General features: G+C 70.7%; 21 protein-coding genes and 1 pseudogene. 10 read left to right on the forward strand and 12 right to left on the reverse strand.

The window, feature by feature from the left end; translation table 11 throughout:
• Positions 1-59 precede the first annotated feature (59 nt).
• Positions 60-854, forward strand: coding sequence for a metal-dependent hydrolase (locus ACWDA7_RS16585; RefSeq protein WP_450604940.1), 795 nt, complete (start codon positions 60-62; stop codon positions 852-854).
• A 20-nt stretch (positions 855-874) separates the two neighbouring features.
• On the opposite strand, the gene ACWDA7_RS16590 is transcribed toward ACWDA7_RS16585, so the two are convergent.
• From ACWDA7_RS16590 to ACWDA7_RS16605, 4 genes are all read right to left on the reverse strand, one after another.
• Positions 875-1150 (reverse strand): type B 50S ribosomal protein L31, encoded by a 276-nt coding sequence (locus tag ACWDA7_RS16590; RefSeq protein ID WP_450604941.1) that lies wholly within the window; start codon positions 1148-1150, stop codon positions 875-877.
• 35 nt (positions 1151-1185) lie between these two features.
• Positions 1186-1656: a DUF5709 domain-containing protein gene (locus ACWDA7_RS16595; protein ID WP_359402523.1), complete on the reverse strand. Its 471-nt coding sequence runs from the start codon at positions 1654-1656 to the stop codon at positions 1186-1188.
• A 262-nt stretch (positions 1657-1918) separates the two neighbouring features.
• Complete coding sequence (locus ACWDA7_RS16600; RefSeq protein ID WP_450604945.1) at positions 1919-3733, reverse strand: ABC transporter ATP-binding protein; 1815 nt, start codon at positions 3731-3733, stop codon at positions 1919-1921.
• The gene (locus ACWDA7_RS16605; RefSeq protein WP_450604946.1) at positions 3730-5625 is read right to left on the reverse strand and encodes an ABC transporter transmembrane domain-containing protein; all 1896 of its coding nucleotides are present in this window, start codon (positions 5623-5625) and stop codon (positions 3730-3732) included. The genes ACWDA7_RS16600 and ACWDA7_RS16605 overlap by 4 nt, the downstream gene beginning before the upstream one ends.
• Before the next feature lie 305 nt (positions 5626-5930).
• Between ACWDA7_RS16605 and ACWDA7_RS16610 the strand changes: the two genes are divergently transcribed.
• Both ACWDA7_RS16610 and ACWDA7_RS16615 read left to right on the forward strand, forming a co-directional pair.
• The gene (locus ACWDA7_RS16610; protein WP_450604947.1) at positions 5931-6635 is read left to right on the forward strand and encodes a hypothetical protein; all 705 of its coding nucleotides are present in this window, start codon (positions 5931-5933) and stop codon (positions 6633-6635) included.
• A 50-nt stretch (positions 6636-6685) separates the two neighbouring features.
• A pseudogene (locus ACWDA7_RS16615) lies at positions 6686-7054 on the forward strand (peptide-N4-asparagine amidase); the annotation flags it as partial.
• A gap of 69 nt (positions 7055-7123) precedes the next feature.
• On the opposite strand, the gene ACWDA7_RS16620 reads toward ACWDA7_RS16615, so the two are convergent.
• On the reverse strand, positions 7124-7594 hold the full coding sequence (locus ACWDA7_RS16620; RefSeq protein WP_450604949.1) for a MarR family winged helix-turn-helix transcriptional regulator: 471 nt from the start codon (positions 7592-7594) through the stop codon (positions 7124-7126).
• A gap of 139 nt (positions 7595-7733) precedes the next feature.
• Between ACWDA7_RS16620 and ACWDA7_RS16625 the strand changes: the two genes are divergently transcribed.
• Positions 7734-9536: an ABC transporter ATP-binding protein gene (locus ACWDA7_RS16625; protein WP_450604951.1), complete on the forward strand. Its 1803-nt coding sequence runs from the start codon at positions 7734-7736 to the stop codon at positions 9534-9536.
• Between the two features lie 43 nt (positions 9537-9579).
• The gene (gene mltG, locus ACWDA7_RS16630) at positions 9580-10419 is read left to right on the forward strand and encodes an endolytic transglycosylase MltG (RefSeq protein WP_450604952.1); all 840 of its coding nucleotides are present in this window, start codon (positions 9580-9582) and stop codon (positions 10417-10419) included.
• Between the two features lie 63 nt (positions 10420-10482).
• Here mltG and ACWDA7_RS16635 read toward each other — a convergent pair whose 3' ends face one another.
• A complete protein-coding gene (locus ACWDA7_RS16635) occupies positions 10483-11574 on the reverse strand; it encodes an NAD(P)-binding domain-containing protein (RefSeq protein ID WP_450604953.1) in 1092 nt (363 codons plus the stop codon).
• Positions 11575-11757: 183 nt separating this feature from the next.
• Between ACWDA7_RS16635 and ACWDA7_RS16640 the strand changes: the two genes are divergently transcribed.
• Complete coding sequence (locus ACWDA7_RS16640; RefSeq protein ID WP_450604954.1) at positions 11758-12180, forward strand: secondary thiamine-phosphate synthase enzyme YjbQ; 423 nt, start codon at positions 11758-11760, stop codon at positions 12178-12180.
• A gap of 39 nt (positions 12181-12219) precedes the next feature.
• Here the strand turns inward: ACWDA7_RS16640 and ACWDA7_RS16645 are convergent, their stop codons facing one another.
• On the reverse strand, positions 12220-12960 hold the full coding sequence (locus tag ACWDA7_RS16645; RefSeq protein WP_450604955.1) for a class I SAM-dependent DNA methyltransferase: 741 nt from the start codon (positions 12958-12960) through the stop codon (positions 12220-12222).
• Positions 12961-13349: 389 nt separating this feature from the next.
• On the opposite strand from ACWDA7_RS16645, the gene qcrB reads away from it, so the two are divergent.
• The gene (qcrB, locus tag ACWDA7_RS16650; RefSeq protein ID WP_450605038.1) at positions 13350-14858 is read left to right on the forward strand and encodes a cytochrome bc1 complex cytochrome b subunit; all 1509 of its coding nucleotides are present in this window, start codon (positions 13350-13352) and stop codon (positions 14856-14858) included.
• On the opposite strand, the gene ctaF is transcribed toward qcrB, so the two are convergent.
• Both ctaF and ctaD read right to left on the reverse strand, forming a co-directional pair.
• Positions 14788-15177 (reverse strand): aa3-type cytochrome oxidase subunit IV, encoded by a 390-nt coding sequence (ctaF, locus tag ACWDA7_RS16655; protein ID WP_359402493.1) that lies wholly within the window; start codon positions 15175-15177, stop codon positions 14788-14790. The genes qcrB and ctaF overlap by 71 nt on opposite strands.
• Positions 15174-16847, reverse strand: coding sequence for an aa3-type cytochrome oxidase subunit I (gene ctaD / locus ACWDA7_RS16660; RefSeq protein ID WP_450604957.1), 1674 nt, complete (start codon positions 16845-16847; stop codon positions 15174-15176). Before ctaD ends, ctaF begins: the two co-directional genes overlap by 4 nt.
• A 360-nt stretch (positions 16848-17207) precedes the next feature.
• On the opposite strand from ctaD, the gene ACWDA7_RS16665 reads away from it, so the two are divergent.
• Positions 17208-17555, forward strand: coding sequence for a DUF6479 family protein (locus tag ACWDA7_RS16665; RefSeq protein WP_450604958.1), 348 nt, complete (start codon positions 17208-17210; stop codon positions 17553-17555).
• Positions 17556-17665: 110 nt separating this feature from the next.
• Here the strand turns inward: ACWDA7_RS16665 and ACWDA7_RS16670 are convergent, their stop codons facing one another.
• Positions 17666-18079 (reverse strand): DUF5997 family protein, encoded by a 414-nt coding sequence (locus ACWDA7_RS16670; protein ID WP_359402484.1) that lies wholly within the window; start codon positions 18077-18079, stop codon positions 17666-17668.
• 58 nt (positions 18080-18137) lie between these two features.
• On the opposite strand from ACWDA7_RS16670, the gene ACWDA7_RS16675 reads away from it, so the two are divergent.
• Positions 18138-18899 carry a LysR family substrate-binding domain-containing protein gene (locus ACWDA7_RS16675; RefSeq protein WP_450604960.1) on the forward strand — a complete coding sequence of 254 codons (762 nt, stop codon included), beginning with the start codon at positions 18138-18140 and terminating at the stop codon, positions 18897-18899.
• Positions 18900-19018: 119 nt separating this feature from the next.
• Here the strand turns inward: ACWDA7_RS16675 and ACWDA7_RS16680 are convergent, their stop codons facing one another.
• Both ACWDA7_RS16680 and ACWDA7_RS16685 read right to left on the reverse strand, forming a co-directional pair.
• The gene (locus ACWDA7_RS16680) at positions 19019-19717 is read right to left on the reverse strand and encodes an HAD family hydrolase (protein WP_450604962.1); all 699 of its coding nucleotides are present in this window, start codon (positions 19715-19717) and stop codon (positions 19019-19021) included.
• Positions 19718-19784: 67 nt separating this feature from the next.
• Positions 19785-20261, reverse strand: a complete 477-nt coding sequence (locus ACWDA7_RS16685; RefSeq protein WP_450604963.1) for an Lrp/AsnC family transcriptional regulator — start codon at positions 20259-20261, stop codon at positions 19785-19787.
• Positions 20262-20503: 242 nt separating this feature from the next.
• On the opposite strand from ACWDA7_RS16685, the gene ACWDA7_RS16690 reads away from it, so the two are divergent.
• Positions 20504-21991, forward strand: coding sequence for an FUSC family protein (locus ACWDA7_RS16690; RefSeq protein WP_450604965.1), 1488 nt, complete (start codon positions 20504-20506; stop codon positions 21989-21991).
• Positions 21992-22022: the final 31 nt, after the last annotated feature.

A 22022-nucleotide genomic window follows, 5' to 3' on the forward strand; every position in this document is an offset into this window, starting at 1 on the left:
ACGTCAGTGCACATCGACAACTGAGCAGTGCGACAAGAAGAATGGGGCGGGAAGCGGCGATGATGGGACCAGCACACTCACTGTCGGGGGCCGCGGCCTGGCTCGGGGTGGGGGCGGCCGCTGCCGCGGCGGGCCACCCGATGCCCTGGCCGGTGCTCCTGGTCGGTGCTCTGATCTGCGCGGGAGCCGCGCTGGCCCCGGATCTGGACCACAAGGCGGCCACCATCTCGCGGGCCTTCGGACCCATCTCCCGCGGGGTGTGCGAGATCGTCGACAAGCTCTCCTACGCCGTCTACAAGGCGACCCGGAAGCCGGGCGACGCCCGTCGCTCGGGTGGCCATCGCACGCTGACCCACACCTGGCTGTGGGCGGTGCTGATTGGTGCGGGCACCGCGGCCGCGGCCGTCGCGGGCGGCCGGTGGACGGTGCTGGGCATCCTGTTCGTCCACATGGTGCTCGCGATCGAGGGACTGCTGTGGCGGGCGGCCCGCGGTTCGAGCAGCGATGTGCTGGTCTGGCTGCTCGCCGGTACCAGTGCCTGGATTCTGGCGGGCGTGCTCGACAAACCCGGCAATGGTTCGGACTGGCTGTTCACCGCGCCGGGACAGCAGTACCTGTGGCTCGGCCTACCGATCATCCTGGGTGCTCTGGTGCACGACATCGGGGACGCGCTGACCGTCTCGGGCTGCCCGATCCTGTGGCCCATACCGCTGGGCCGCAGGCGCTGGTACCCGGTCGGCCCGCCCAAGGTGATGCGATTCCGGGCGGGCAGCTGGGTGGAGCTGAAGGTGCTGATGCCCGTGTTCATGCTGCTCGGCGGCGTGGGCTGTGCCGCGGCTCTCAACTTGATCTGAGCGCGGGCCGGGGCGGCGGCCTACCGATCTCCCTCAGCGCCCGCCGTCTGCCCCGCCCCGCCGTACCGGCGCTCGAACTGGGCGATGCGCCCCTCCGAGTCCACCGTCCGTGCCTTGCCGGTGTAGAAGGGGTGGCTCTCGGACGAGATCTCCACGTCCACAACCGGATACGTCTCGCCGTCGTCCCAGTCGATGGTCTGGTCGCTGGTCGCGGTGGACCGGGTCAGGAAGGCGTAGCCGGCGGCGCGGTCGCGGAAGACGACGGAGTGGTAGTCGGGGTGCTTGTCCTGCTGCATGACTGCTCCTGGCGGGGGTGCGGGGACCAGCGGCATCAGCCGGACGAGGGCTCCTCGTCGACGATGTGCACGGCGGCTTCCTCGGCCGAGGCAGCCGCGCCGTCGATGCCGACGTCGCTGGCGATCAGCCCGCTCTCCTCGTCCTCGTGCGCTCCTTCGCTGGGGGCGACAAGGCGGCCGGAGCGGACGTCGCCCACCTCGTTGTCCAGGGGCTCCCCCTCGCCGTCCGGCCAGTCCCCGATGTCGTCGCCGTCCGGGGTCGCGATGTCCGGGAGTTCCTCGGCGAGGCGTTCGTCCAGGGTCTCGCCGTGGTGCCGTTCGGACGCGGTCACGCCCACGTGCTCTACCGCCCAGGGCCGCTCCGGCGGTGACCAGCCGCGGTCGAGAGGGTCGCCGACCCCGTCGGAGAGCAGGGTGTCCTCGGCGTCGAGCAGCCCCGCGTCGTCCTGCACCTCGGATCCGTCGGGCTGGTAGACGTCGTCTCCCCAACCGTCGGTGCTGTCCACGGGTACCTCCAGGTGATGGGCGGAACCGGGCGCCGCCAAACACGACGCCGGACGCGGGGGTCGCCGGGCGTGGGCCACGCCCTTCCGACCGATGACTGTGGCACATCCCCCGCGCTGTTCCACCTCCAGACTTTCACTTTGCGATGCCCCTGCGCAACGGCAGCCGTGGTGGCGCCGCGCCACGGGGGGCATCGTGCGTGGAAGGGGTGCGGGGCAGGCCGCCGACTGCCCGGTCCCGGACCTGCCCCGGCCCGGCGCCGCGTCAGCCGTGCCAGGACCGCCACAGCGCGGCGTACGCCCCGTCCGCGGCGACCAGCTCGTCATGGCTGCCCAGCTCGCTGATCCGCCCGTTCTCCACGACGGCGATGACATCGGCGTCGTGCGCGGTGTGCAGCCGGTGCGCGATGGCGACGACCGTGCGCCCGTCCAGCACGCGGGAGAGCGAGCGCTCCAGATGGCGGGCCGCACGCGGGTCCAGGAGCGAGGTGGCCTCGTCCAGGACCAGCGTGTGCGGGTCAGCGAGCACCAGCCGGGCCAGCGCGATCTGCTGCGCCTGTGCCGGAGTGAGCGCGAGCCCGCCTGAGCCCACCTCGGTGTCCAGGCCCTCGTCCAGGGCACGGGCCCAGCCGTCCGCGTCGACCGCGGCCAGCGCGGCCCACAGCTGGGCGTCGACGGCGTCGGCGGAGTCCCCGCTGGAGGGGAGGCGGGAGTGCGGGAGGGCCAGCAGGAGGTTGTCGCGCAGGGAGCCCACGAAGACGTGGTGCTCCTGGTTGACCAGGGCCACGTGCGAGCGCACGCGCTCGGCGGGCATCTGCGACAGTTCCGCGCCGCCGAGGGTGATCCGGCCGTCCCGCGGTGCGTAGATCCCGGCGAGCAGTCGGCCGAGCGTGGACTTGCCCGCCCCGGAGGGACCCACCAGAGCGAGCCGGGTGCCGGGCGCCACCTTCAGGGAGATCCGGTGCAGCACATCGACTCCGGCACGGTAGCCGAAGCGCACCTCGTCGGCCTCGACGTCCAGCCCGTCGGGGCTGAGTGAGGTGTCGCCCGCGTCCGGCTCGATGTCCCGGACCCCGACCAGCCGGGCCAGCGACACCTGGGCGACCTGCAGCTCGTCATACCACCGCAGGATCAGGCCCACAGGATCGACGAGCATCTGCGCGATCAGCGCGCTCGTGGTGAGCTGGCCGACCCCGATCCAGCCGTGCAGGACGAACACCCCGCCGATCATCAGCACCGAGGCCAGGACCGTGACGTGCGTGATGTTGATGAACGGGAAGAGCACCGAGCGCAGCCACAGCGTGTACCGCTCCCAGGCGGTCCACTCCTTGACCCGCCGGTCGGAGAGGGCGATGCGCCGGTCGCCGAGACGATGCGCCTCGATCGTGTGCCCCGCGTCAACGGTCTCGGCGAGGACGGCGGCCACCGCGGCATAGCCGGCGGCCTCGGAGCGGTAGGCCGAGGGAGCCCGCTTGAAGTACCAGCGGCAGCCGATCACCAGCAGCGGTACGGCGAGCAGCACGGCCGGGGCGAGCTGCGGAGCCGTGACCGTCAGGCCGCCGAGCAGCAACAGCACCCACACCACGCCGATCGCCAGCTGCGGCACAGCCTCCCGCATCGCGTTGGCGAGCCGGTCGATGTCAGTGGTGATCCGGGACAGCAGATCACCGGTACCGGCCCGCTCCAGCACGCCCGGCGGCAGCCCCACCGCCCGTACGAGGAAGTCCTCCCGCAGGTCGGCGAGCATCCGCTCGCCGAGTACGGCACCGTTCAGCCGCACCAGCCGCACGAACACGGCCTGAACGGCGAGCGCGAGGACGAACAGGGCGGCGGTGCGTTCCAGGTGGAGCTCCCGCGTACCGTCCGAAACGCGTTCCACGAGTCCGCCGAGCAGGTAGGGGCCCGTCATCGAGGCGATGACGGAGACCGTGTTCACGCCGATGAGCAGCAGGAAGGCCCGGCGGTGCCGGCGGAACAGTTCGGCCACGTAGGAGCGGACGGTCTCCGGGGCGCCGACGGGCAGCGTATGCGCCACTGTCGGGGCCGCCGGGTCGTACACCGGTGGCGCCACGCCGGTCATGCGGTCTCCTCGATCTCTTCCAGTTCGGCCAGCATGTGTTCGGCCCGTGCCTCTTCGGCCCGTGCCCCTCCGATCCGTGCTTCGTCAGCCAGCACGTCATCGGCCATTACGTCGACGGCCGGTTCTTCGTCGGCCGGTAGGGCGTTCCGTGCCGCGGCCTCTTCGTCGGTCTCGCGGGTCACCACCGCTCGGTACCGGGGGTCGCCGTGCACCAGGTCGCGATGCAGGCCCACGGCCGCGACCTGGCCTTCGTGCACCAGCACGACGCGGTCGGCACGGTCCAGGACCAGGGGCGACGAGGTGAACACCACCGTCGTCCGGCCTGCCCGCAGCTCCCGGAGCCCCTCGGCGATCCGGGCCTCGGTGTGCGAGTCGACCGCGGACGTCGGTTCGTCCAGGACCAGCACCTGGGGGTCCGTGATCAGTGACCGGGCAAGGGCGAGCCGCTGGCGCTGGCCGCCGGACAGGGACCGGCCGCGCTCGGTGATCCGCGCGTCCATCGGGTCGGCAGCGGTCGGCGAGCCCTGCGTGAGTGCCTCCAGGACGTCGCCGCACTGCGCCGCGGTGAGCGCCTCCTCGGCGCCGACCTTGCCCGAGGCGGGCACATCGAGCAGTTCCCGCAGCGAACCGGACAGCAGCACCGGGTCCTTGTCCTGGACGAGGACGGAGGTCCGAGCCGAGTCGAGCGGGAGTTCGTCCAGCGGGACGCCGCCCAGAATCACCGAGGCGCCCTCCTCGGCGGAGTGCCCGCCCAGCCGTTCGGCGAGCACGCCCGCCGCGTCCGGGTCGCCGCAGACCACGGCGGTCAGCTGCTTGGCGGGCGCGAGCAGCCCGGTGACCGGGTCGTACAGATCCCCTGTCGGCTGGCACGCCTCGCGGGAGCCCGCCGAGTCCATGGCGCGTTCCAGTGAGAGCACCCGGGCCGCGCGCCGGGCCGACGGCCGTGAGAAGGAGTACGCCATGGCGATCTCCTGGAAGTGCTGCAGGGGATAGGTGAGCAGCATGACTGCGCTGTACACGGTGACCAGCTCACCGACGGCGATCCGGCCCTCCTGCGCCAGGTGCACACCGCGCCAGACGACCGCGATCATCAGCAGCCCTGGCAGCAGCACCTGGACCGCCGCGATCAGCGACCACATCCGGGCGCTGCGCACCGCTGCGGTTCGCACGTCCTGCGAGGCCCTCCGGTAGCGGTCGAGGAAGAGCTCCTCGCCACCGATGCCGCGCAGTACACGGAGGCCCGCGACGGTGTCCGAGGCCAGTTCGGTGGCGCGTCCCGCCTTCTCCCGCTGGGTGTCGGCACGCCGGGTCGCCCGGGGCAGCAGCGGCAGGACGGCCAGTGCCAGCGCGGGTACGCCCACCGCGACCACCACGCCGAGCGCGGGCTGGTAGACCACGAGCGCGACGCAGACCGCCACGACGGTGAGCGCGGCGGCGCTGAAGCGCGAGACGGCCTCGACGAACCAGCCGATCTTCTCGACGTCCCCGGTGGACACTGCGACGACCTCGCCGGCCGCGACGCGGCGGGTCAGCGCGGAGCCGAGTTCCGCCGTCCTGCGGGCCAGGAGCTGCTGGACCCGTGCGGCCGCGGTGATCCAGTTGGTGACCGCGGTGCGGTGCAACATCAGGTCGCCCACCGCGATACCCACCCCGCACAACAGGAGCAGCCCGCCAGTCTGGACGAGCCGCGCGCCCGAGCGATCGACCACGGCTTGGACGGCGAGGCCGACGCAGAACGGCAGCCCGCACACGGACAGGAAGTGCAGCAGCCCCCACGCGAGGGACTTGAGCTGCCCGCCCAGTTGGTTGCGGCCGAGCCACCACAGGAACCGGGGACCCGAGCGTGCGTCCGGCACACCTGGGTCGGGATACGGAAGGTCTCGAATCTGCATGACGTCCCAGTGGCTCGTGTCACGGATGGATCGGGCCAGGGTGCGGAGGCGGGGGCAGCGCCTACGAGCGTCCGCGAATGGCCGTACAAACCGTGAAAGGGTCGCCCGTGTTGCGGCCGGAGGCAAACGGTTTTCTGGCCCGACAGGTGAGTACCGGCCCCCCGGGGCGCGACACGCAGGCGGGACAGCCGTTAGGGATACGTGATTTGACATCAAATAGTGTGACTATATTCGTTATGTGAAGGGATGGTGTGCACGGTGCGGGGCGCTCGCGAGTTGTGGGCGCGGCCTGTGGTGTGCTCCTGATGTCCCTGTCGGCGTGCGGGGGTTCGGGTGCGGAGGGGGACCGGCAGCACGGCGGACGACTGCCGAACAGGGCCGCGGGGCCGCCGGCCGCCACGGCGGAACCGCCTGCTCCAGTCGACCGAGGACGCATCCCAGGCGTCGGCGACCACCTGTACCGGCGTATCCCGGACGGCAGCCGCCAGGCGCTGGTGGTCTACGGAGACGGCAGGGAGTCGCCGGACTCCACGATCGTGTACTACGTGAAAGACGGTGACGCCTGGTCCGAGGTCGATCGCTGGGCGGGGCACAACGGCAGGGAGGGGTGGACCACGGACCACTATGAGGGCGACCTGCGCAGCCCCGTCGGTGTGTTCACCCTCAGCGACGCCGGCGGTGTTCGCGACGATCCCGGCGCAACGCTGCCGTACGACCAGAACTCGGTGTCCTACGCGGTTCCGGCGAACTGGGGCGAGGCGCACCGGAGCGACTTCGACTACGTCATCGCCATCGACTACAACCGGCGCCCGGGTACCCCGCCGTCCGATCCGATCCGCCCCGGCGGATCCGACAGGGGCGGTGGCATCTGGCTCCATGTGGACCACGGCGACGGGACGGCGGCCTGTATCACCCTGCCCGAGTCTGGTATGGAGTACCTGTTGCAGACCCTCGACCCGGACCGGCGTCCCGTGGTGGTGATGGGGGACAGGGCGAACCTGCGGGCCTAGGCGCTTTGCGGGAGCGCCGGGTACCGCGACGGTGCGGTCCCGGCCGCGCATCCGCCTGGACGGACGACGAGTCGCTTCGCGTCGACGGGCGTGGCCCGGTCCGGACGACCCGCACCCATGGCATCTACACGATGAACGGCACCACGACACTGGGCGCCGATGACCGGCTGCGCACCGTTCTGACGTTCGGTGACCTGGCAACGGTCGCCGAGGCCCGCGGCAACGGGCGCACGACGTGGTCGCGGCTCAAGGACACCTACACCGGGGACGCGACGTACGCGGCCAACGTGCCGCGCGATCAGCGGCACGCGGTCGGTACGACGAGCGAGCGCTACCGGCTGTACGGCTCGGACGGCTGCTACTCCCGGATACTGACGACAGTTCAGGGAGCGCTCACCGAGGACCGCGACGGCTGCTGAACCCTGCGTCCAGGCGCCCCGCGGGGCGTGGTGCAGATGAATGCCCTGTTGACGACGGCGTCACCGCCGTCAGCAGGGCGGCTTCAGAGAGGACGTGGTCGGGGCGTCGCCGCCGTCGATCAGGGTGGTGAGCAGACCGCCGAGCACCTCACGCTGCTCCTCGGTCAGTGGAGCCAGGATCTCCTGAGCCGCGGACCTGCGCGCCCCGCGCAGTTCCCGCAGCGCCTGGCGGCCCGCGTCCGTGACCTCGATCCGGATCACCCGTCGATTGGAGGGGTCGGGCACCCGGCGCACCATGCCGTTCGCCTCCAGCCCGTCGACCAGCGACGTCACCGCGCGGGGCACCACCTCGAGGCGCTCGGCGAGATCGGCCATGCGCGGCGGGGAGCCGAAGTGCGCCAGGGTGCGCAGAAGCCGGGACTGGGCCGGTGTGATGCCCAGGTCGCACTGCTCCAGATGGCGTTTCTGGATCCGGTGCACCCGGCGGGTGAGCCGCAGCAGCTGCTCGGCGAGGAGGCCGTCGGGATCTGGGGTGGTCATGCGAAAACAATATCAGGACGCCGCTCATTATGAGCATAGGTAACAATGAGCTAGGATCCGTAAGCCGCTGGTTTCTCCACGCTCTCCGACAGCCCTCGCGCCCGCTTCCCCGGACGCCACCTCACCACCGTAGGAGCCCATGCATCCCGATCGACCCACCTGGACCCCGTCACCCGGCGGCCGCCCGGATCAGCCCCGGCAGGTTCGCCGCATCCTGAAGCTGTTCAAGCCGTACCGAGGCAGGCTCGCGATCGTCGGCCTGCTGGTCGGCGCCGCGTCGCTGGTCTCCGTCGCCACGCCGTTTCTACTCAAGGCGACCCTCGACACCGCGATCCCTCAGGGCCGCACCGGCCTGCTGAGCCTGCTCGCGCTCGGCATGATCGCGAGCGCCGTCGTCACCAGCGTCTTCGGTGTGCTGCAGACCCTGATCTCCACGACGGTCGGCCAGCGCGTCATGCACGACCTGCGCACCGCCGTCTACGGGCGACTGCAGCGCATGTCGCTGGCCTTCTTCACCCGCACCCGCACCGGGGAGGTCCAGTCCCGCATCGCCAACGACATCGGCGGCATGCAGGCGACCGTCACCTCCACCGCGACCTCCCTGGTCTCCAACCTCACCAGCGTGGTCGCCACGATCGTCGCGATGGTCGCGCTCGACTGGCGGCTCACCGTGGTGTCGCTGTTCCTGCTCCCGGTGTTCGTGTGGATCAGCCGTCGCGTCGGCAACGAACGCAAGAAGATCGCCACCCAGCGCCAGAAGCAGATGGCCGCCATGGCCGCCACTGTCACCGAGTCGCTCTCCGTCAGCGGCATCCTGCTCGGTCGCACCATGGGCCGGGCCGACTCGCTCACCAAGTCCTTCGAGGACGAGTCCGAGAGCCTCGTCGACCTCGAGGTGAAGTCGAGCATGGCGGGCCGGTGGCGTATGGCCGTCATCACCATCGTCATGGCCGCGATGCCCGCCGTCATCTACTGGACCGCGGGCGTGGCGCTCCAACTCGGCGGCCCGTCCATCTCGATCGGTACGCTGGTCGCGTTCGTCTCGCTCCAGCAGGGGTTGTTCCGGCCGACCGTGAGCCTGCTGTCCACCGGCGTGCAGATCCAGACCTCGCTCGCGCTGTTCCAGCGCATCTTCGAGTACCTCGACCTGCCCATCGACATCAACGAACCGGCCGACCCCGTCCGTCTCGACCGAGTCAAGGGCGAGATCCGCTTCGAGGGAGTCGAGTTCCACTACGACGACAAGAGCGGTCCGATACTCGAGGACATCGACATCACCGTCCCGGCGGGCGGCAGTCTCGCCGTGGTCGGGCCCACCGGCTCCGGGAAGTCGACGCTCAGCTATCTCGTGCCCCGGCTGTACGACGTGACGGGCGGACGGGTCACGCTCGACGGAGTCGACGTGCGGGACCTGGCCTTCGACACGCTGGCCCGCGGGGTCGGCGTGGTCTCCCAGGAGACCTACCTCTTCCACGCCTCGGTCGCCGACAATCTGCGCTTCGCCAAGCCCGACGCCACCGACGAGGAGCTGTACGCGGCAGCGAAGGCGGCCCAGATCCACGACCACATCGCCGCTCTTCCCGACGGGTACGACACGGTGGTCGGCGAACGGGGCCACCGCTTCTCCGGCGGTGAGAAGCAGCGGCTCGCCATCGCCCGGACCATCCTGCGGGACCCGCCCGTCCTCATCCTGGACGAGGCGACCAGCGCGCTGGACACACGTACCGAGCACGCGGTGCAGGAGGCCATCGACGCGCTGTCGGCCGACCGGACGACCATCACCATCGCCCACCGGCTGTCCACCGTCCGGGGTGCCGACCAGATTGTTGTTCTCGACTCCGGGCGCACGGTCGAAAGGGGGACGCACGAGGAGCTGCTGGAGCTGGACGGACGCTACGCGGCCCTGGTCCGCCGGGACGCCCAATTGGAGACGACAAGATGACGATATGTCGGGTTTCGGGCTTCTGTCGGGTTACCGTGCCCGCATGGACGCGAACACTCCGTCAGGGAAGCCGAACCGACTGAAGCGCCACCGCCTGGCCATCCTGGTCGCGAGCGCGGCCGTCCTCGTTGCCGCCGGCGTAGCGGTGCCGCTGCTGATTCTGCAGAGCGACGAGGAGAGCCGGAGCACCTCCCTCGTCATCCCGGAGGGCTGGCGTGCCGGCCAGGTCTTCCGAGCGGTGGACAAGGCTCTCGGGCTGCCTCCGGGCTCCACCCGGAAGTCCCTTGCCAAGGCCCACCTCAAGCTGCCGCACGACGCGCAGGGCAACCCGGAGGGGTACCTCTTTCCGGCCACGTATCCGATCCACCGGAACGAGTCTCCCGAGTCCGTTCTGCAGTACATGGTCGACACCGCGAACAAGAGGTTCGGCGGCGGCACGATCGCCGCCGGTGCGCAGAGCAGCGGGATGACCTTCTACCGGACCGTCACCATCGCGAGCATCGTGCAGTCCGAGGCCGCGACTCCGCAGGACATGCGAAAGGTGGCCCGGGTCATCTTCAACCGCCTCGCGCGCGGCATGCCGCTGCAGATGGACTCCACCCTGAACTACGCGATGGACCGCTTCACGCTGAACACCACCACGGCCGACACGAAGATCAACAGTCCCTACAACTCGTACCGGCACATGGGCCTGCCGCCGACGCCGATCGCCAACCCGGGCTCGGAGGCGATCCGCGCGGCGCTCAACCCGACGCCGGGCGACTGGCTGTTCTTCGTCACGGTCAAACCGGGCGACACCCGGTTCACGGCGAGCTACGCGGAGCACCTGCGCAACGTCGAGGAGTTCAACCGTCTGCGCGCCGCAGGTTCCGGGTCGAACTGACGGTACAAAGCCGGGGAACCGCCGCCCGGGCGGTACGAGCGCGGCTTGCGACGGCCGCTGAGGTCACGCCACGCTCTCCCCGACCGGCTCGGACGCCAGAAGCCGCCTGATGTCCCGCACCGCCGCACGACCCGCGCGGTTGGCGCCGATGGTGCTGGCCGAGGGGCCGTATCCGACGAGATGGATCCGCGCGTCGGAAGCCACCCGGGTGCCCTCGACCCGAATGCCGCCGCCCGGTCCGCGCAGGCGCAGCGGCGCGAGGTGGTCGATCGCCGCCCGGAAGCCGGTCGCCCACAGGATCACATCGGCTTCCACGTGCCGACCGTTCTCCCACTCCACGCCGTCCGGCACGATCCGGTCGAACATCGGCTGCCGGTCCAGGACACCGTCCGCGATCGCCTGCCGGATCGCGTCGTTGAGCGGCAGACCGGTCACCGAGACCACACTCCTCGGCGGCAGCCCCTGCCGCACCCGCTCCTCCACTAGCGCCACGGCCGCCCGTCCCAGTTCCTCGTTGAACGGACCCTCGCGGAAAACGGGCGGACGCCGCGTCACCCACGTCGTCGCGGCGGCGTACGGGGCGATCTCCATCAGATGCTGGGTGCCGGACGCGCCGCCGCCGACGACGATCACCCGTTGACCGGCGAACTCCTCGGGCCCCGGGTACTGGGCGGTGTGCAGCTGCCGGCCCCGGAAGGTCTCCTGGCCCGGGTAGCGCGGCCAGAAGGGCCGGTCCCAGGTGCCCGTGGCGTTGATCAGCGCTCGTGTCGACCACGTACCGGCCGAGGTCTCGACGAGCAGCCGCCCGTTCGTACCCTCGCGTACGGCCCGGACGTCGACCGGCCGCCGCACCCGCAGGTCGAACGTGCGCTCATAGGTGTCGAAGTACGCGCTGATGACCTCGGAGGACGGCCGCACCGGGTCGGCGTCCGTCAGCTCCATGCCGGGCAGCGCGTGCATCCCGTGCACCTTGCCGTAGGTCAGCGAGGGCCAGCGGAACTGCCAGGCACCGCCCGGACCGGGGGAGTGGTCGAGGACCACGAAGTCACGGTCCGGCTCAAAACCCGTGCGCCGCAGGTGATAGGCGCTGGACAGTCCGGCCTGACCAGCGCCTATGACGACGACGTCGACGTCGCGTATCCCGGTGTCGTTCACGTTTCCACCAACCGTCCCGGGGCCGCGGATCTTCCCTGCGCTCCGTGGGCGCCCGCGGAGCCGTGGAGTGGGCGCCGTCGGCGCCCACTGGTGACCGCGGGCGGCGCGTCGGCCGGGACCCTCCGTACCTCGGGGCGGACGCCGGCAGGGTGTGAGCGCGTTCGGATGGGTCAGGATGGAGACATGTCCGATGCCTTCAGCACCCGTGTCCTGAACGTTGCCTCCGGTTCCTCGGAAACGGTCGTCGACCTCACCCGAGAGTGTGAGGCCTTCCTCCGCGACGCGGCCCGAGGCAGGGACGGCCTCCTGAACGTCTTCGTCCCGCACGCCACGGCCGGCGTGGCCGTCATCGAAACGGGTTCCGGCAGCGACGACGACCTTCTCGCCGCCCTCCACACGCTGCTCCCGGCCGACGACCGCTGGCAGCACCGTCACGGCAGCTCAGGCCACGGCCGGGACCACGTCGTCCCGGCACTCGTGCCGCCGCACGCGACCCTGCCGGTCATCGGCGGCCGACTGGAACTCGGGACCTGGCAGTCGGTCTGCCTGGTGGACACGAACAGGGACAATCCCAGCCGTCAGGTCCGTTTGTCGTTCTTCGCGTAGCCCGAGTGCCGCCGCGACTCGGGCTGGAGCGGGGCGATCTCAGGCCGGCTTGCGCCACACGGAGATGTGCTTGGCGGAGTCCTGGGTGAACGGCGTCCCGTCCCAGTCCGCGACGCGCCGCTCCAGCTCGAGCCCCGCGATCCGTGCCATCAGATCGAGCTCGGCCGGCCACGCGTACCGGTGCCGGGAGCTGTCGCGGCGGTAGCGGCCGTCGTCGCCGTCGCGGGTGAGGTGATGGGAGACGAGGATCTGCTCGACCAGGTCGAAGGTGTCGAAGCCGAGGTGCCGCTCGGAGACGTCGAACGGCACAGCGGTCTGCCCGGGCGGCAGGAGCCGCAGCGGCGGCACGCCCAGTTCGATGACGAACCGGCCGCCGGGACTCAGGTGACGGGCGGCATTGCGGAAGCACTCGATCTGCTCGTCCTGGGTCAGCAGGTTGGAGATGGTGTTGTAGACGAGATAGACCAGGGTGAAGTCGCCGGGCACGACGGTCTTGGCCATGTCTCCGATGGTGACCGGGAGCGTGTCCTCGTCGATCTTCTGCCGTAGGACCGCCGCCATGTGCTCGGAGAACTCGATGCCCACCACCGGCACGCCCCGTTCCCTGAGCGGGACGCCCACTCGTCCGGTTCCGATGGCGAACTCAAGTGCCCGGCCGTCTTCGGCGAGTTCGGCGAGGAAGGCGAGAGTCGGCCCGAGGACGGCGTCCGAGGACATCTCGTTCTCCTCGGCGTCGTAGCGGTCGGCCGTCGCACGGGTCCACAGCTCACTGCTCGTCACAAGCCAGTACTTTGCCGGGCGCAGCCGGCTGCTGTCGACGCAATTACCTTCCACCGACGCTCCGAATACCCGGCCCGAGGGCCGGGTGCAGATCCCTGGGCGCGCCGTCCGGTCCGGGAGCACGGGTACCGAGGCAGGCCCCCGACGGCGACGTGACGGCCGGTCACCCACACAGGCACGCCCCGTGCCCATCCGAACGAGTGCAGCGCCCGCGGCGCGCGAGTGTTTCACGGCGAGGGGGTACTTGTCCGCCGGACCGAGGGCAATGGATGGCAGGGAGCGGCCGCCGCGCGGCGGCAGAAGGAGGCGTTCGTGGACCCGGACCGCGGTGAGGTGCTCACAGGCGGCGAGACGGAAGCACCGTGAAGAGGGAGCGCCGATCACCGGCCTTGCCGGGCACGCCCCGGGCCGGCCGCCCGGGAGAACGGCTCGCCGACGCGGCGGATGCGCGGCTGCCCGTGCTGGAGGGCGGACGACTGCTGCGCAAGGCCTTCCCGGAGCACTGGTCGTTCCTCCTCGGTGAGATCGCGCTGTACAGCCTGGTGATCCTCGTCCTGACCGGCGTCTGGCTGACGTTCTTCTTCAAGCCGGAGATGCGCGAGGTCGTCTATCACGGCCGGTATGTGCCACTGCGCGGTATCCGTATGTCCGCGGCCTTCGACTCGACCCTGCACATCAGCTTCGACCTGCGGGGCGGGCTCCTCATGCGTCAGATGCACCACTGGGCGGCACTGGTGTTCGTCGCCGCGATCGGAGTGCATCTGTTTCGGATCTTCTTCACCGGTGCCTTCCGCAGGCCCCGGGAGATCAACTGGGTCATCGGCGTCACACTCCTCGTCCTCGCCCTGGCCGAGGGCTTCGCGGGCTACTCACTCCCCGACGACCTGCTCTCCGGTACCGGTCTGCGCATCGCTCAGGGCATCATGCTGTCCCTGCCGGTCGTCGGGACGTATGTGAGCATGCTCGTGTTCGGATCCCAGTTCCCCGGCGAGGACTTCATCTCCCGGCTGTACGGCATGCACATCCTGCTCCTGCCGGGGGCGCTGATCGCTCTGTTGACCGTGCACCTCATCCTCGTCTTCTATCTGAAACACACCCAGTGGCGCGGACCGGGCAGGACCAACCGGAACGTGGTCGGCAAGCCGCTCTTCCCGCAGTTCATGGCGTCCTCGATGGGCCTGTCCTTCACGGTCTCCGGCGTCCTGGCCCTGCTCGGCGGGCTCGCCCAGATCAACCCCGTGTGGGTCTACGGGCCCTACCGCCCCGACCAGGCGTCGACGGGCTCGCAGCCCGACTGGTACGTCGGCTTCCTGGAGGGCGCGCTGCGCCTCGTACCGCCATGGGAGACGAACGTCGCGGGCCACACGATCATGTGGAACGTGCTGCTGCCGGCGGTCGTCCTGCCCGCGCTGCTCTTCCTCGTCCTGTACCTCTACCCGTTCGTCGAGCAGCGCCTGACGGGGGAGTGGCGCGTGGAGCAGCACCTGTGCGACCGGCCCAGGGAGCGTCCCGTGCGCACCGGGCTCGGCGTCGCGGGAATCGTCTTCTACGGTGTCCTGCTGCTGGCCGGCGGCAACGACGTCTCCGCGGCTGTCTTCCGGATCTCACTGAACGCGCTGACGTGGATCCTGCGGATCGCCCTGGTGGTGGGGCCCGTCGTCGCCTTCCTCCTCACCCGGTGGCTGTGCCACGCCCTGCTGGAGGCGGAGCAGCAGCGTCTGACCGAAGGCGTGGCAACCGGGGAGGTGCGCCAGACCGTGGAAGGCGGCTACGAGAGCGATCACCGGCCGGCGCGACGGTTCCGGCCCGGAGCGCCTCGCAGGCCGCTCAGTCCTCCCGGATCGCGTACTGGAACACCAGACCAAGAACACCCCGCGCCAGCACCCCGACGCCGATGAGGAACAGCCACAGCCCGTAGACCACGCCCAGGGCGGTGACGGCGAAGCCGAGCGCCGTGACCACGGGCCACGGACTGTGGGCCGGGAAGAACTCCACAGGGCCCGCCGCGTCCGCCACCTCGGCCTCCTTGCGGTCCTGAGGGCGGGTCCCGCGGCGCCGGTACTGCACCGCGCAGAAGAAGGAGACCACCGCGGCCATACCGAAGGCGACGATCAGCACCGCGGTGCCGGCCGGTTCGCCCGACCATGCGCCGTAGAGTGCGGCGGCCGCAGCGAAGAACACGGCGACGCCAGCGAACAGCAGTGCCTCGACCTTCATCGCAGTTCCTCCTGCGCCGCCTGACGGACGATCTCGGGATGGTGCAGGTCGAAGGCGGGAGAGTTGGACCGTACCCGGGGCAGGGCCACGAAGTTGTGCCGCGGCGGCGGGCAGGATGTCACCCACTCGAGCCCGCGTCCGTACCCCCAGGGGTCGTCCTCCGTGACCTGCTCGCCGTACCGGGCGGTGTGCCAGACGTTGTACAGGAACGGCAGCGTGGAGATGCCGAGCAGGAACGCCCCCGAGGACGACAGCGTGTTGAGCAGGGTGAAGCCGTCGGCGGGCAGATAGTCGGCATAGCGGCGGGGCATGCCCTCCGCGCCGAGCCAGTGCTGCACCAGGAAGGTCAGCTGGAAGCCGGGGAACAGCAGCCAGAAGTGCAGCTTGCCCAGGCGTTCGTCGAGCATCCGCCCGGTGAACTTGGGCCACCAGAAGTAGAACCCGGCGAACATTGCGAAGACCACGGTGCCGAAGAGCACATAGTGCAGGTGCGCCACGATGAAATACGAGTCGGTGACGTGGAAGTCGAGCGGCGGGGACGCGATTATCACACCGCTCAGACCGCCGAGCAGGAACGAGACCAGGAAACCGAACGCCCACAGCATCGGCGTCTCGAACGACAGCGACCCCCGGTGCATCGTGCCGATCCAGGCGAAGAACTTGATCCCGGTGGGGACCGCGATCAGGAACGACATCAGGGAGAAGAACGGCAGCAGCACGGCACCGGTGGCGAACATGTGGTGGGCCCATACGACCGCGGAGAGCATCGTGATCGCGATGGTCGCGCCGATCAGCGGCACATAGCCGAACAACGGCTTGCGCGAGAACACCGGGATGATCTCCGTGACGATCCCGAAGAACGGCAGCGCGACGATGTAGACCTCGGGATGCCCGAAGAACCAGAACAGGTGCTGCCACAGGATGGCGCCGCCGTTCGTCGCGTCGAAGATGTGCGCGCCGAACTTGCGGTCGGCCTCAAGGGCCAGCAGCGCGGCGGTGAGTACGGGGAACGCCGGCAGCACCAGGATCGAGGTGAACAGGATGTTCCAGGTGAAGATCGGCAGCCGGAACATCGTCATGCCCGGTGCGCGCAGACACATGATGGTGGCGATGAAGTTGACCGCGCCGAGCGTCGTCGACACGCCCGTCACCACGAGTCCCATCACCCACAGATCGCCGCCGGCGCCGGGGGTGCGGTAGGCGCTGTTGAGCGGGGCGTAGGCGAACCACCCGAACGACGCGGCGCCGCCGGGCACCACGAAACCGGAGACGACCATCAGCCCGCCGAACAGGTACATCCAGTACGACAGGGCGTTCAGACGTGGGAAGGCCACGTCCGGGGCGCCGATCTGCAGGGGCATGACGGCGTTGGCGAATCCGGCGAACATGGGCGTCGCGAACAGCAGCATCATCACCGTGCCGTGCACGGTGAAAAGCTGGTTGTAGGTCTCCTCGGACATGAACTGCAGTCCCGGACGGGCGAGTTCGGCCCGCATGGCCATGGCCAGGAGTCCCGCGAAGAGGAAGAAGCAGAACGCGGTGACCATGTACAGCCTGCCGATCACCTTGTGATCGGTCGTCGTGGTCCAGCGCAGCAGCGCCCGTCCGAGAGAGGACGTGGCGGTGGCTCCGCGTCGGGTGGCGGCGGTGCGTTCCGACAGTTCCGTCATCGTCCTCCTCCACGGGCCCCCGCCGTGTCACTCCCCGTGACGTGTCAGGGCGGCGCGTGAGCGCCCCACGGGTGCCCGGTCGCACCGGCCGGAAACCGGTCGTGATGACGCAGGGGTTCTGGTGCGGGGCCGCCCGGGCATCAGGCCGCGCGGTTCGACCGCCCGCTGCGATCATGCCCGCCCGTCGCGAGGCTATCGCCGCGAGTGCCGGGGACACCGCCGCGCCACGCCCGCCGTGCGGGCGTTCACCGTGGAGGGCCGGGCCGAGCACGCCCAGCGGGACGTCCGGGCCGGACGGCGGCGGCGTGTTCGTTTGCCGGGCCTGGGTACCTGGGAGAAATGGTTACGATCTCTCTGGAAATGGCGGCCTCGGATGCGGCATGGGCAGTGACCGGCGCCTTCATCGGCGGCCTTGTCATCGCCGGTGTCCTGGTCTGGGCCATCCGGCTCGGCATCAAGGTGCGCGGTCGCGAACAGGGCCCCCAGCGGACCTCCCCGCAGCCCGCCCGGCCGGCCCCGGGGCCCGTAACGGAGTCCCGCGAGATGAGGGAGCCGGACGAGATGCCGCGCGCGGGGGACAAGGGCAAGCGCCTCACTCCCCATGAACTGCACGCCGGCGGCGGCAAGCGCAGCGAGGACCAGAGGCGCCCGCGCTGGAATTCGGGCTCCAGCGGCTCCTTCGGCAGCGGCGGTTCCGGCGCGAGCTGACGCCGAGGCGGCGCGTCGGCGCCTGGCGCGGCCGAGCGCCGGTGATCACCACCGGGACTGTGCGGACACCTTCCGCGGCCGCCGGACTGCCGGGGCGGGCCTCGGTGTCGTCACGGACCCGTCCGATGCGGCCGGTCTGCCTGCTCCGCGCGTTCGGCGTCCCTCTGCTTGATGCGTGCCGTTTCCTTGCGGACCTCGGCCTGAGTGGCGCGCTCCTTCTCGAGCCAGTCGGGCCGGTCCTGCTTCAGCGCCTCGATCTGCTCGGTCGTGAGAGGTTCCGTGACCCCGCCGCGCGCGAGACCCGAGATGGAGACCCCCAGCTTCGCCGCGACCACCGGGCGCGGGTGCGGTCCGTCGCGTCGCAGCTCGCGCAGCCACTCGGGCGGATCGGCCTGAAGTGCGTCCAGTTCGGCGCGCGAGACGACCCCCTCCTGGAATTCGGCGGGGGTGGCGGGCAGGTACACACCCAGCTTCTTCGCCGCGGTCGCGGGTTTCATCGTCTGGGTGGTCTGGTGCGACTTCATGGCCTCCAGAATATCCGCCGTGTGGGGGACGTCCGACCACGCCCGGTAACCTGGCGGCGTGACAGGCTCGGAAGTACCCCCTTTGTTCCGGCTCGCGTACGTACCCGGGGTGACGCCCGCCAAGTGGGTGCGGATCTGGGACGAGCGCCTGCCCGATGTCCCGTTGACCCTGGTCCAGGTGCCGGCCGCCGAAGCGTCAGATGTGCTGCGCGCCGGCGAAGCGGATGCGGGGCTCCTGCGGCTGCCGGTCGACCGTACGGTCTTCAGCGCGATCCCCCTGTACACCGAGACGACCGTGGTCGTGATCCCCAAGGACCACCTCTTCGCGGCGGCGGACGAGGTGTCCCTCGAGGACCTGGCCGACGAGGTGGTGGTCCATCCTCTCGACGACGTCCTCGGCTGGGACCGGCCGCCCGGCGAGCCCGCCTTCGAACGCCCCGCCACGACGGAGGACGCCGTCGAGCTCGTGGCCGCCGGGGTGGGCCTCCTCGTCGTCCCGCAGTCCCTGGCGCGTCTGCACCATCGCCGGGATCTCACCTACCGGCCGCTTGCCGACGCCCCGCAGTCGAGCGTTGCCCTGTCCTGGCCGGAGGCGGCGACCACCGATCTCGTGGAGGACTTCATCGGAATCGTCCGCGGCCGGACAGTCAACAGCACACGAGGCCGCAACGCTCCGGCGGCACAGCCGAAGCGCCAGCAGTCCGACACGGGCGCGGCCCGGCCGAAGCCTGCGGCGAAGAAGTCGACGGGCCGGAGCCCACGCACCGGGGCCAAGAGCTCGAAGGGCGCCAGAGGCGGCAAGCCCCGTCGCCGCTCCTGAGGCGCTCCGCGGCACTTCTCCGGTAGCCCTTCGGCTCGGCGGACGCCGGTCTGTCTCCGGCACGGATCCTCGTCGTCGGCGTACCTGGCGGCCGTCCGCGGTGACGGCTCGGACGGCCGCTACGAGGACGCCGCGGCCGAGCCCATCAGCCATTCGTACGCCGCCCGTGCCGTGAACTCCGCCTGTCCGCCGCGCACCAGCAGCCCCGCCCTCGCGAACGCCGGATCGTCGGCCTGGGCGGGGACGGAGGGGACGGCGACGCACCGCATTCCGGCGACGTGCGCGGCTTCGGCGCCCGGCACGGCGTCCTCGACGACCACGCAGTCGCCGGGTGACACACCGAGGCGGCGGGCGGCCTCCAGGAAGACGTCCGGGGCCGGTTTGCCGTTCGCGACCTCGTCCGCCGAGACGGCCGTGCCGAACCAGGAATCCAGTCCCGTGCCCGACAGGACGGCCGCGATGGCCTCCGGTGACGAACCCGAGGCCACGGCCATCGGAACCCGGTCTCCGGCCAGCAGCTCCACAAGCTTCCGCATCTCCGGGTGGACCCGAGTGGATGTGCGGGCCAGCTCCAGATAGCGGTCGTTGGTCTCGGTGAGCAGCTCGTCCAGCGGGGCACCGAGGCCGTAGCGCTGCTTGAACAGATCCAGCGTCTCCCGGGTGCTGATCCCGACGTACCGCTCGTGATCGGCCCAGGTGTAGTCGGTGACACCCCGTGCGGCGAGGAGACGCCGGGCGGCCTCGAAATAGTTCGGCTCGCTGTCGACGAGGGTTCCATCGAGGTCGAAGACGACCGCGAGGCCGTCGGGAGTGCTCATGGGGTCCAGCATGGCAAGGCGCGCTTCCGGGCCACTGCGCGGGGCCGGGGTTCCCGCTACCGGGCCGTCACGGTGCGGCGGCGCGGCCGATCGACTCCACCAGGGGCAGCAGCCGGTGCGGAACCCGCTCACGCAGAGCCACCTCCGTGCGCGTGCGGACGACGCCGGGCAGGCTGATCAGTTTCTGGATGACGTCCTCCAAATGTTCGTTGTCCCGCGCCACCACCCTGGTCATCAGATCGCCGCCCCCGGTGATCGAGAACGCCTCGACGATCTCGGGGACGGCCGCGAGGGCATCGCCCACGTCGTCCAGGTGGCCCTGGGTGACCTCGATGTGCACGAAGGCCAGCACCGGATGGCCGAGGGCCGCCGGGGACAGCGAAGGGATCGTGCCGGTGATCACGCCGTCCCGTTCGAGACGGTCCAGCCGGGCCTGCAGCGTGCCGCGGGCGATGCCCAGGATGCGCGCGTACTCGCGCACGCTGGTGCGCGGCTGCTCGAGCAGCAGGCGCAGGATGCGGGTGTCGAGCGCGTCCACGGCCATGGTCCGTTGGCCTCCCTGTCACACGAGTCGATCTTCCAAGAGTGTACCAATGGCACAGCAATAGACGACTCACTTGAGCCAATGCCGTCCTGATGTTTTTCTTGTGGCTATCAATGGCGCCGCGCAGCGCAGGACCGGTGACGTAGCCGGAATCCGTGCCCGCGGCGCCATTTCCACGTTCCGACGGTGGCGTCGGCATGCAGGCCGACATGGGATGGGGCGGACCTCCAAGGGTGAAGAAGATGTTCACGGCTCCGGACCCGGGGCTGTTCCGGCTGCGGATCTCGCTGCGCGCGGTGCTCGGCATCGGCCTGGCCGTAGCGGTCTGCGAGGCGGCCGGGCTGACGCTGCCGGCCTCGATCACCGGTGGGCTCGCGGCCCTGCTCGCGCTGTTCACGGTCGCCGATCCCACCGTGCGGGGCCAGGCGGTCACCACCGCGCTGCTGCCGGTCGTCGGGCTCCCCGTCCTCGCGCTGGCGAGCGCCCTGCACGGGATGCCGGCGGTGCGGGACGCAGTCTGGCTCGCGGTCGTCTTCGCCGGTGTGTACGCCCGCCGCTGGGGACCGCGGGGCCAGTCGCTGGGCACCTTCGCCTTCATGTCGTTCTTCACGGCCCAGTTCCTGCACGCGGTCCCGGGCCGGATCCCGGAGCTGTACGCGGCGGTGGCGCTGTCGCTCGTCACCGCGTCCGTGGTGCGGTTCGGCGTCTGGTGCGTCGAGCGCCGTACGCCGCTGCCCGCCGCGCCCGCCCCGCTCGACGGGCTGGGACTGGACCGGCCCACGACCCGCCTGGCGTTCCAGGCCACGGCCGCCTGTGCCTTCGCGGTCGCCGTGGGCCAGGTGCTGTCGCACGAGCGCTGGTACTGGGCCGTCGGCACGGCCTGGTGGATCTTCGTGAACACCGCCTCGCGCGGAGAGACGCTGGTGCGCGGCTTCCGGCGTGTCGTCGGCACGGTGGCCGGCATCGTCGCGGGACTGGTGGCCGCCGTTCCGCTGCACGGTGCCCCCGTGCCCACGGCCGCGCTCATCGCCGTCTGCGTGTTCGGCATCTTCTACACGGCGGCGCCGTCGTACAGCTGGATGATGTTCTTCGTCACCGTGATGGCGGGTCTGCTCTACGGCCTGCTCGGCGTCCTGCACCCTGGGCTGCTCGGCCTGCGCCTTGCGGAGACCGGTGCCGGCGCCCTGGGCGCCGCACTGGCCGTCGCCCTCGTCCTGCCGATCACCACCCACGCGGTCACCGACCGGTGGGTGCGCCGCGCTGTCCATGCCGTGCACGACTGCACCGCGGCGGCGGCACGGCGGCTCGCGGGCGAGGCGCAGACAGACCTCGCGTCCCACATGGCGGAGCTCGAAGCACTGCTGGGGCGTATGCGCCTTTCCCTCGCGCCCCTGGTGCATCCGCTCAATCCCCTGCGGGCGCGCAAGGCGCGAGCCCTTCAGGTGCTCGCCCTGCTCGATGAGTGCGCCCGGCGCACACGTGGCCTCGTCGCCGTCGCCGCCGACCCGGACGCCTCCCACGACGCCCGCCTGACGGCCGCGTGCCGACGCGTCGAGGCCGCGGTGGAGGCGCTGCTCGGCGCGGTCCCCGAAAGCGCCCTGACGACCCACGCGGGCGTCCCCGGCCACCACCTGGGTGCTGAACAGGCGCTCGGCCATCTGCACGGCCTGGAACGAGCCCTCGTGGCCCTGGCCGCACCGCTGTCCGGCTCGTCCCCGGCCCGGGCGTGACGTCCGTCGTCGTGCCGAGGCTCCGGAGTTT

Source organism: Streptomyces sp. NPDC001156, assembly GCF_053598275.1.

Excerpts from the sequence above, each read along its gene's own strand:
- ACWDA7_RS16585 (WP_450604940.1), top strand. The coding sequence starts at position 60 with ATGATGGGACCAGCACACTCACTGTCGGGGGCCGCGGCCTGGCTCGGG.
- ACWDA7_RS16590 (WP_450604941.1), bottom strand. The coding sequence starts at position 1,150 with ATGCAGCAGGACAAGCACCCCGACTACCACTCCGTCGTCTTCCGCGAC.
- ACWDA7_RS16600 (WP_450604945.1), bottom strand. The coding sequence starts at position 3,733 with ATGACCGGCGTGGCGCCACCGGTGTACGACCCGGCGGCCCCGACAGTG.
- ACWDA7_RS16605 (WP_450604946.1), bottom strand. The coding sequence starts at position 5,625 with ATGCAGATTCGAGACCTTCCGTATCCCGACCCAGGTGTGCCGGACGCA.
- ACWDA7_RS16610 (WP_450604947.1), top strand. The coding sequence starts at position 5,931 with ATGTCCCTGTCGGCGTGCGGGGGTTCGGGTGCGGAGGGGGACCGGCAG.
- ACWDA7_RS16620 (WP_450604949.1), bottom strand. The coding sequence starts at position 7,594 with ATGACCACCCCAGATCCCGACGGCCTCCTCGCCGAGCAGCTGCTGCGG.
- ACWDA7_RS16625 (WP_450604951.1), top strand. The coding sequence starts at position 7,734 with ATGCATCCCGATCGACCCACCTGGACCCCGTCACCCGGCGGCCGCCCG.
- mltG (WP_450604952.1), top strand. The coding sequence starts at position 9,580 with ATGGACGCGAACACTCCGTCAGGGAAGCCGAACCGACTGAAGCGCCAC.
- ACWDA7_RS16640 (WP_450604954.1), top strand. The coding sequence starts at position 11,758 with ATGTCCGATGCCTTCAGCACCCGTGTCCTGAACGTTGCCTCCGGTTCC.
- ctaF (WP_359402493.1), bottom strand. The coding sequence starts at position 15,177 with ATGAAGGTCGAGGCACTGCTGTTCGCTGGCGTCGCCGTGTTCTTCGCT.
- ctaD (WP_450604957.1), bottom strand. The coding sequence starts at position 16,847 with ATGACGGAACTGTCGGAACGCACCGCCGCCACCCGACGCGGAGCCACC.
- ACWDA7_RS16665 (WP_450604958.1), top strand. The coding sequence starts at position 17,208 with ATGGCGGCCTCGGATGCGGCATGGGCAGTGACCGGCGCCTTCATCGGC.
- ACWDA7_RS16670 (WP_359402484.1), bottom strand. The coding sequence starts at position 18,079 with ATGAAGTCGCACCAGACCACCCAGACGATGAAACCCGCGACCGCGGCG.
- ACWDA7_RS16680 (WP_450604962.1), bottom strand. The coding sequence starts at position 19,717 with ATGAGCACTCCCGACGGCCTCGCGGTCGTCTTCGACCTCGATGGAACC.
- ACWDA7_RS16685 (WP_450604963.1), bottom strand. The coding sequence starts at position 20,261 with ATGGCCGTGGACGCGCTCGACACCCGCATCCTGCGCCTGCTGCTCGAG.
- ACWDA7_RS16690 (WP_450604965.1), top strand. The coding sequence starts at position 20,504 with ATGTTCACGGCTCCGGACCCGGGGCTGTTCCGGCTGCGGATCTCGCTG.